Source organism: uncultured Bacteroides sp. (assembly GCF_958445495.1).
Taxonomy (GTDB): domain Bacteria; phylum Bacteroidota; class Bacteroidia; order Bacteroidales; family Bacteroidaceae; genus Bacteroides.
The window spans coordinates 1-8,174 of the sequence record NZ_CAUCSQ010000089.1 but is presented as its reverse complement, the minus strand read 5'-3'; the positions used below and the strand labels follow the sequence as shown (position 1 = coordinate 8,174).

Sequence of the window (8,174 nt, the reverse complement as noted above, 5' to 3'; positions counted from 1 at the left end):
TTCTGCTGTCTGATACAAGAGGATAAATTGAATTGATAGAACTCACCTTAAATAATAATCCGGGCCAATGACCCGAACTTTCGAACAGATGAATTACCAACCTGAAATAGCAATCATTGAACCTAATACGCTCAGCAGTTTAGGCCTCAAATCCATATTGGAAGAAATCATCCCCATGGCGACCATCCGCACTTTCCGTCATTTCAGTGAACTCATGGACGACACGCCGGACATGTATGCCCACTATTTCATATCCGCACAGATTTATGTGGAACACAATGCATTCTTCCTGCCCCGAAAACGAAAGACAATCGTGCTGGCAAGCGATAGCCCGCAATTTCAACTGTCCGGCGTTCCCGTACTCAACATTTATGAGCCTGAAGAGGAGTTGGTAAAAAACATTTTAAGACTCCATCAACATGCTCACCACAACGGCTATCCGATAAAAGACATGCCCCAGAAGGAGCCTCATCAGGAAATTTTATCCGCCCGCGAGATTGAGGTGCTTGTACTGATTACCAAAGGATTAATCAATAAAGAAATTGCAGACAAACTAAATATCAGCCTGACTACCGTCATCACCCACCGGAAAAATATCACGGAGAAACTGGGTATCAAATCTGTATCCGGTTTGACTATCTATGCCGTAATGAACGGATACATCGAGGCGGACCGAATCTGATTTCTTAAAAAATCAGTCATAATCCTAATAAATGAGGATTGCCCGACTAATACATTTGCCGTTACTTTGCACCGGACAAATTAACTGCGAATGAAAACAAAAAACATGATGTTTGCCCTCACTCTCCTGGTGACAGGGACTACATGGGCTGAGGATGTTCCGAAAGACTCACTGAAAGTAGTGGATATGGAAGAAGTGGTGGTAATCGCTACTCCGAAAGAAAACCGTAAGCTGCGCGATTTACCCGTATCCGCCACTGTACTATCGCAGGAGAACATGCGTGCTTACCAGGTCAATTCCGTAAAAAAACTGACAGGCATTGTACCCAACTTATTTATCCCGGACTATGGTTCCAAACTGACAACCTCTATTTATATCCGTGGAATCGGTTCGCGTATCAATACTCCGTCCGTCGGGCTTTATGTAGACAATATCCCTTATATCGACAAATCCGCATTCGATTTCAATTATTGTGACATCGAACGTATCGACGTGCTTCGCGGTCCCCAAGGAACGCTTTACGGCCGTAATACGATGGGGGGACTCATCAAGATACATACCAAATCGCCTTTCACTTACCAGGGAACCGATATACGGATGGGAGCGGCGACTTACAACGACTATCGTGTTTCATTGACGCATTATCACCGCATATCCGATTGTTTCGCTTTCTCCGCCGGCGGTTTTTATGAACATACGGGCGGTTTCTTTGAAAATTCAGCACGGAATAACGAGAAGGTAGATAAAAGTAACGCCGGCGGCGGACGTTTCCGGGGTATCTATATGCCGACATCCAATCTGAAAATAGATATGGCCTTTAGCTATGAGTATAGCACTCAAGGCGGTTATCCTTATTATTATACCGGAATTACTCAAAGTGGCACGGCAGAAGCTAGAAGAAAAGGCAAAGAACTTACCGAGGACCAAGCTGATTACATCGGAAAGATTTCATACAACGAACGCAGCAGCTACCGGCGCGGACTGACCAATGCCGGAATTAATCTGGAGTATCAAACACGGGGCTTTATCCTCAGTGCCGTCACCGGTTATCAGAATTTGGGCGACCGCATGTTTCTGGACCAGGATTTTACAGAAAAGGCGATTTATACGCTGGAACAAAAGCAAAAATCCAATACGGTTTCCGAAGAAATCGTACTCAAATCAACAGCCGGTAAAAGATGGCAATGGACAACAGGGGTATTCGGTTTATATCAAACGCTGAACACCAAAGGCCCTGTGACATTTTGGGAAGACGGCGTGAAAAATGTTATTGAAGGAAATGTGAACAGTATTTTTGACGGCATGCCTTCCGCAGCTCCCGACTTGCACCTGACAGTCAACAACCCTGCCATATTGGTGGACGGAAACTTTGATACACCTGTCTGGAATACAGCAATCTTTCACCAGTCGGCATGGAATGACCTTTTTGTAAAAGGATTATCACTGACGGTCGGCTTACGCCTGGACTACGAAAGGATGAGCATGAAGTACCATTCCGCCAGCGACCCCACGGATTTCAATTTCAGCATGAAAATGGCGGCAAGACCGCCGATTCCTTCTATGTCTATGGAAGCCGAACATCTAATTGCCAATGCCGGTTACACCGGGAAAATATCGGATGATTATGTTCAACTATTACCGAAGTTCGCCCTGCAATATGAATGGAAGAAAGGGAACAATGTATATGTAACCGTATCAAAAGGTTATCGTTCCGGCGGTTACAACGTACAGATGTTTTCCGACCTAATCAGCGGGGATTTAAAGAACTCCATGATAGATGCCATAAAAGAAAGTGAAGAGTTCTCTAAATTTGCCGCTATGATTGAGCAATATGCCAAGAAAGACGAAGTGCCTGAGGTTAAAGAGGCTACCCGCTACAAACCCGAATATTCATGGAATTACGAAGCTGGAAGCCATCTGACCCTTTGGGAAGGCAAACTGTGGACAGACTTATCCGCTTTCTATATGGATATGCATGACCAGCAGATTTCCCAGTTTGCCGCAAGTGGCCTGGGACGTACGACTCTCAATGCCGGAAAAAGCCGCAGTTACGGTATTGAAGCTTCTCTCCGTGCCAGCCTGAATAATGAGTTAAGCCTGAATGCCAGTTACGGCTATACCTATGCGACTTTTACGGATTATGTGGAGTACGAAAAAGACAAAGAGGGAAACCTTTCCGTAAAAGCCGACTACAACGACAAATACATTCCTTTCGTCCCTAAACATACCTTGAACGTCGGCGGGGAATATGCCGTCACCTGCAGTCCGCGTTCCATATTCGACCGGATTGTTTTTCAGGCAAACTATAACGCTGCCGGACGTATTTACTGGACGGAACGGAATGATGTAAGCCAATCTTTCTACGGCACGCTGAACTGGAGAGCGAATCTCGAAACCGGAAATGCCATGATTAGCTTTTGGGCACGCAATTTCCTGAATAAGGATTATGCAGCCTTCTACTTTGAGACAATGAACAAAGGATTCATGCAGAAAGGACGGCCTGCACAATTTGGGATAGACCTTCGTTGCCGGTTCTAAAGTCCCGTAACAGCTTGGAGTATCCTCAATAGGTTCAACGACAGAATATTGAGGATATTTCCGCTATAATTCAAAACAGGATAATCCAATCCTGATGCTTCGGGCTGCTATTTTTTATAGGCTAATCAATAGCAATGCTTGTTATCAGAATGGCACAGTGGACAGAAAAACGATTCCATAAAAGGTCATAGGTAAAATCAGTACGAATTTAAAGCAGGTATTTTCTGATAAGCGATGCGTTCCGTTCCATTCTTTACGTAGATAATGCCACAACGCCGGAATCCATACTTTTCAAGGATATGTTGCATGACTTTATTATCCCGGTGGGTATCTATGCGAATATTATCGCAACGTTCCAAACACCAGTTCAAACAAACGTCCGCTATTCCTTTCTGTTTTCCGTTTGTCGCCATCCGGTGGACAACGCCATAAGGTTCTTCATTCAGCCATGCACCGTCATAGATATACCGGTAAGTGGAATCATCTCCTACTATGAAACAGAATGTTCCCAGAATCTCTCCCGACTCGTTTGTACAAACAAAACTATGCCCTTCTTCTATCTCCCGGCGAATTAATTCTTCTGACGGATAACCGTTAATCCATTGAGTAGGATTTCCATTAGCACACATAAAATTACGGGCATATTCATAAATGTTCATTATTACGGGAAGTTCTTTCAGTTTAGCAGCTTTGACTTGTATCATTTCAAAAAAATATTTATAGTAACTTTAAAATCATAACTCCGACCAGCTTCTTAGACAGCCATAATCATTCATTGACTGCTCCGCAATGAGGGCATAGTCCTTTCTCTTTCAGTTTTTCCCCGCAATTTCCACAGCGGTATTTATAACGGATATTCTTATGCAATTTCCCAGCAAATACCCAGATGAAAAGTGCCAGGAATAAATAACCGATATAAATGTGGGTCATCAGAATAAAAAAGAAATAACAGAAAATGCAACAAGACATCAGCCCTAATAAATAAAAAATGGCCGCTGCCGGAGTCAACTGCCGGAACAGGTCTTCAAGCACTGCCAGAACGACGACCAGAAACAGCCAAATGCTCAACAAAAAAACCGAAAGTATAAAAGGGACTTTGAACGGGGATAAGGTAGGATTAAAATAAAAATGTTCCCATGTCTCCGGCACAAAGACCTGCATCGATTCATAAACCGTTGCGCTGAAAGCCATCAACAGGCAAAGGAATAAGGGGTAGATACTGTCAATATCGTTGAAGTACACCATCTGCAATTGCTTCCGACGAAAAGCACGAAGTAAATAAACTCCAACGAACAAGGCAAAGATTACCACAAAATAAGAGGCATGCGTATTACTGAAAAGATGGATGGCTTGCGAAATGCTGTCGGTCGGAACAAACGACTTTTTCAGCTCTGTCTCGCGTATCCATCCTTGCTCATCCTGCGTATGTGCCAATTTTACCCAAACGCTGTCCACACTATCGGCTGGATGAACTGCAAATTCAGCCACCACTACCCTGTCACCCTTATTCAACCGGATAAAGGTGTCTTTTATCGGAAGGCATTCCAAAGAAACGGAATCATCGACTACTTCTAGATTCGTATTCCATGTGTAATGCCGTTCATAGAGGCAAGTTAATGAGTCTTTTGTTTTCTCTGGCAATTCCCCTTCAGACAAAGCCGGCATCTTGTAATAACAGGAAGATAACAGAAGCACACTTAACATCAAGTATGCCACCCTGCAAATACCGCCTATCTTGTGATGAAGCAAACTCATAATGCCGCACTGACTTTCATTTGACAATTCTTACAATCGAACTCCAAACGGAAACGTTTGCCATCGTTCGAGACCAAATAATAAGGTTCTTTGTAGGGCGAGCGTACCCGCTGATGAACAGGGCACCATCCCATACTATAACGCAAACAATGTTTGCAGAACATCAATACCGCATCTTCTGCCGCTTCTTTCTCGTAAGCCATAGCAACACACTGTACTCCGTGTTCTTTATAGAAAGAAACCGCACGGCTATTCATCACATTTCCCAAATAGGTTAATGCCACCTGCGGAAAAACGTGGTTTGTCTGTTTCCATACCACCAACTCCCGACGATAGTTGATTCTTCGGGCAGCTATTAATTTATCTATCGCCTGCCGACGGAAATCGGCCAATACCGAAGCCGGCAAGAACCAATTATCCGCAAAAGATATTTCTATCTGTTCTGCCAAGAAGGGTGTATTCCCTAACTTGGCGAGCTGTGTCTTCAGATTATCTGATTGCGGTGTCCGTGCCAATTCTTTCTCACGAGGAAGGGCCAACGTAATACGATTGTCGTCCTCATCGGTCAAGGTCAACGAAAAACCGAACTCATTATCGGCAAGCAGAATATTTACGGCGATCTTTCTTTCAGCCGATTTCCGGGAAAGAAGTCGTTCAAACTCTTGGTCGAAGTTGCGGTAAAGCACAGTACGGGGTTTGATGCGCGGCATTTCCTGCGGATAAAGTTTATTGCCGTCTACACGGTTAATACGGAATCCTTGCAAACGTCCTGTTTCGTCAATATAACAGACTCCGTCGCCATTATTGAAAGATTTTACTCCGGCAACAGTCAGATAGTTTCCACGTGTTTCTTTCATTGTACCCATTTCTTCTCCCAACGACTTCGGAGTATCGAAAGAGAATATGTCCTGGCTGCGGCCATGTAAAAAGTAATGTGTAAATCCACGGCTGAAACTTTTATCTAACTGTGGTTTGAACTCATAACGGCAAGTCCCCGAAGACGCTCTCGCATATTCCCGGCGCCGGGCAAAGAGGGCGTCCAATTTCTGACGATAGGCGGCCGTCACATTCTTCACATAAGTTACGTCTTTCAGACGTCCTTCTATTTTCAACGAAGAAACTCCCGCATCCAGCAACCGCTCTAATTCATCGCTCTGATTCATATCTTTCAGGGAAAGCAGATGTTTGTCCTTGACAATCACTTTCCCGTCCGAATCTGTCAGGTTAAAAGGTAAACGACAGAACTGGGCGCATTCTCCACGGTTTGCACTGCGTCCGAAACAAGCCTGGCTAACATAGCACTGACCACTATAACTTACACAAAGCGCACCATGTACAAATACCTCCAAAGGGGCTTCCGGACAGGCTTCGTGTATCTTCTCTATCTCACGCAACGATAATTCCCGCGCCAGCACAATCTGGCGAAAACCCGCTTCCCAAAGGAATTTCACTTTCCCAGGAGTACGGTTGTCCATCTGTGTACTGGCATGAAGCGGTATCGGCGGAAGACTCAGTTTTGTAATCCCCATATCTTGCACAATCAGCGCATCCACTCCAATCCGGTACAGAGCCTGAATCATCTCTTCCGTTTCTTTGAGCTCTTCTTCTTTCAGGATGGTATTGACAGTTACGTAAATGCGTGCATGATATAAATGGGCATGTTTTACCAAGATTTCTATATCTTCCAGAGAGTTTACCGCAGCGGAACGTGCTCCAAATTTAGGGGCTCCGATATATACTGCATCCGCTCCGTGATTGATGGCCTCAATCCCGCATTCCAGATTCTTTGCCGGAGCCAGAAGTTCAATTTTACGCTGTTTTATCATTCAATATCATCAATATTGTAAGGGGTCTCCTGATAAACGAAATAATTCAGCCAGTTGGAGAATAACAAGTTAGCATGTGCACGCCAGCGTACTAAAGGCCTTTTGTCTGGATTGTCATCCACATAGTAATTGCGCGGCATTTCTATCGGTAAGCCTTTACTTAAATCACGGCGATACTCCGTATCTAAAGTTAACGGGGAATATTCCGAATGTCCGGTTACAAAAAATTCACGTCCGCCACGCGCCATCACCATATAGACACCTGCATCTTTCGATTCAGAAAGTAATGTCAATTCACGTACTTTCAGAATGTCTTCCCTGTGAATTTCCGTATGACGGCTATGCGGAACATAGAAACAATCGTCGAAACCACGGAAGATTGGATGGAAAGGTTCCAATACCCGATGTTTAAAAATCCCGAACATTTTCTGTGCCAACGGATATTTAGGTACGCCGTAATGATGGTATAATCCGGCTTGTGCAGCCCAGCATATATAGAGAGTGGAAGTTACATGCGTACGTGTCCAATCAAAGATTTCCGTTATTTCATCCCAATAGGTCACTTCCTCAAAATCCATTTGCTCTACAGGAGCCCCGGTGATAATCATGCCGTCGTATTTTTCGTCACGCATCTGGTCAAAATCCGTATAAAAAGCTTTCATGTGCTCTATCGGCGTGTTCTTAGAGGTATGGCTTTTGATTTTCATAAATGAAATCTCCACCTGAAGAGGTGTATTGGAAAGCAAACGCACCAAATCTGTTTCCGTTGTAATTTTCAGCGGCATCAGATTTAAAATCACAATCCGTAGCGGACGGATATCCTGCTGCGTAGCACGGGAAGTATCTATAACAAAAATGTTCTCTTCCTTCAAAAGTTCTATTGCAGGGAGTCTATCGGGTAAATTTAAAGGCATAATCGCTATATATTAGTAATTTGGCTGCAAAAGTACGAAAAATATAGCAGATATCAGGGATGTTACTTATTTAGAAGACGTACAAATTAAGTCAATTTAATCATAGAAGTATAACAACTAATTGATAAAAGCCTTACTTTTGCAAAAGAAATTAGTACTAATAATTTAAATTTTTAGAAAAATGGCTTACGTAATTAGTGACGATTGTATTGCTTGCGGAACTTGTATTGACGAGTGTCCGGTAGAAGCTATCTCTGAAGGTGATATCTATTCTATCAACCCGGATTTGTGTACTGAATGTGGAACTTGCGCAGACGTTTGCCCGTCTGAAGCTATTCATCCTGCGGAATAAATACAAGCAATAAAGAACATAGGCTGCCTTCTTTTGGAAAGCAGCCTTTTTTAGGGATATTCAGTAAATGTCCCTAAAAAGTAAAATAGCATATGAAGATGATAAGC

7 protein-coding genes are annotated in these 8,174 nt (G+C 43.6%); 3 read left to right on the top strand and 4 right to left on the bottom strand.

Annotated features, from left to right (window positions below; translation table 11 throughout):
- Positions 1-88: 88 nt before the first annotated feature.
- Both Q5076_RS17575 and Q5076_RS17570 read left to right on the top strand, forming a co-directional pair.
- Positions 89-682 (top strand): LuxR C-terminal-related transcriptional regulator, encoded by a 594-nt coding sequence (locus Q5076_RS17575; RefSeq protein WP_303015075.1) that lies wholly within the window; start codon positions 89-91, stop codon positions 680-682.
- Between the two features lie 90 nt (positions 683-772).
- On the top strand, positions 773-3,220 hold the full coding sequence (locus Q5076_RS17570) for a TonB-dependent receptor (protein ID WP_303015074.1): 2,448 nt from the start codon (positions 773-775) through the stop codon (positions 3,218-3,220).
- A 197-nt stretch (positions 3,221-3,417) separates the two neighbouring features.
- On the opposite strand, the gene Q5076_RS17565 is transcribed toward Q5076_RS17570, so the two are convergent.
- From Q5076_RS17565 to metA, 4 genes are all read right to left on the bottom strand, one after another.
- Positions 3,418-3,924 (bottom strand): GNAT family N-acetyltransferase, encoded by a 507-nt coding sequence (locus tag Q5076_RS17565; RefSeq protein ID WP_303015073.1) that lies wholly within the window; start codon positions 3,922-3,924, stop codon positions 3,418-3,420.
- 64 nt (positions 3,925-3,988) lie between these two features.
- The gene (locus tag Q5076_RS17560) at positions 3,989-4,975 is read right to left on the bottom strand and encodes a hypothetical protein (RefSeq protein WP_303015072.1); all 987 of its coding nucleotides are present in this window, start codon (positions 4,973-4,975) and stop codon (positions 3,989-3,991) included.
- A complete protein-coding gene (locus tag Q5076_RS17555) occupies positions 4,972-6,801 on the bottom strand; it encodes a U32 family peptidase (RefSeq protein ID WP_303015071.1) in 1,830 nt (609 codons plus the stop codon). The genes Q5076_RS17560 and Q5076_RS17555 overlap by 4 nt, the downstream gene beginning before the upstream one ends.
- A complete protein-coding gene (gene metA, locus Q5076_RS17550; RefSeq protein ID WP_303015070.1) occupies positions 6,798-7,715 on the bottom strand; it encodes a homoserine O-succinyltransferase in 918 nt (305 codons plus the stop codon). Before metA ends, Q5076_RS17555 begins: the two co-directional genes overlap by 4 nt.
- Positions 7,716-7,896: 181 nt before the next feature.
- Between metA and Q5076_RS17545 the strand changes: the two genes are divergently transcribed.
- A complete protein-coding gene (locus tag Q5076_RS17545) occupies positions 7,897-8,067 on the top strand; it encodes a DUF362 domain-containing protein (protein WP_294534653.1) in 171 nt (56 codons plus the stop codon).
- Positions 8,068-8,174 lie beyond the last annotated feature (107 nt).

What these genes read in the sequence shown, in the direction of transcription:
- Q5076_RS17555 (WP_303015071.1), bottom strand. Translation starts at nt 6,801, where the DNA reads ATGATAAAACAGCGTAAAATTGAACTTCTGGCTCCGGCAAAGAATCTG.
- Q5076_RS17565 (WP_303015073.1), bottom strand. Translation starts at nt 3,924, where the DNA reads ATGATACAAGTCAAAGCTGCTAAACTGAAAGAACTTCCCGTAATAATG.
- Q5076_RS17575 (WP_303015075.1), top strand. Translation starts at nt 89, where the DNA reads ATGAATTACCAACCTGAAATAGCAATCATTGAACCTAATACGCTCAGC.
- metA (WP_303015070.1), bottom strand. Translation starts at nt 7,715, where the DNA reads ATGCCTTTAAATTTACCCGATAGACTCCCTGCAATAGAACTTTTGAAG.
- Q5076_RS17570 (WP_303015074.1), top strand. Translation starts at nt 773, where the DNA reads ATGAAAACAAAAAACATGATGTTTGCCCTCACTCTCCTGGTGACAGGG.
- Q5076_RS17545 (WP_294534653.1), top strand. Translation starts at nt 7,897, where the DNA reads ATGGCTTACGTAATTAGTGACGATTGTATTGCTTGCGGAACTTGTATT.
- Q5076_RS17560 (WP_303015072.1), bottom strand. Translation starts at nt 4,975, where the DNA reads ATGAGTTTGCTTCATCACAAGATAGGCGGTATTTGCAGGGTGGCATAC.